General features: G+C 44.7%; 1 pseudogene. It reads right to left on the bottom strand.

From position 1 onward, the window contains the following. Positions 1-76, bottom strand: a pseudogene (locus EYW48_RS22080) (RNA-directed DNA polymerase); the annotation flags it as partial. Between the last annotated feature and the right edge of the window lie 179 nt (positions 77-255).

Below are 255 nucleotides of genomic sequence, written 5' to 3'. Positions count from 1 at the left end.
ATTCAACGTCTTTCCAATTGGTGGATTGCCATTGAGCACTGTCAGGAGAGGCACTAATCTCTTTTGAAATCATCATTTGCGTTTCTCCTTGAATAAAGTTCTTCAAATTCTCTTGCAACGGAAGACCTGTCGGAAGTCAGCCCACTTTCGTGATCAGATATGAATCTGTATCTGCATCGTTACAATGCAGCCTTCGCTTTTTCCAACCTCCTATACCTGCATCACTATCGGCCACGAAGGCTTTCCCAGAGGGAG

It is taken from the genome of Vibrio sp. 1180_3 (assembly GCF_029478545.1).
In the GTDB taxonomy this organism is placed as follows: Bacteria; Pseudomonadota; Gammaproteobacteria; order Enterobacterales; family Vibrionaceae; genus Vibrio; species Vibrio aestuarianus.
The sequence above is the reverse complement of the archived record's forward strand: the minus strand, read 5'-3'. Positions and strand labels throughout refer to the sequence as shown.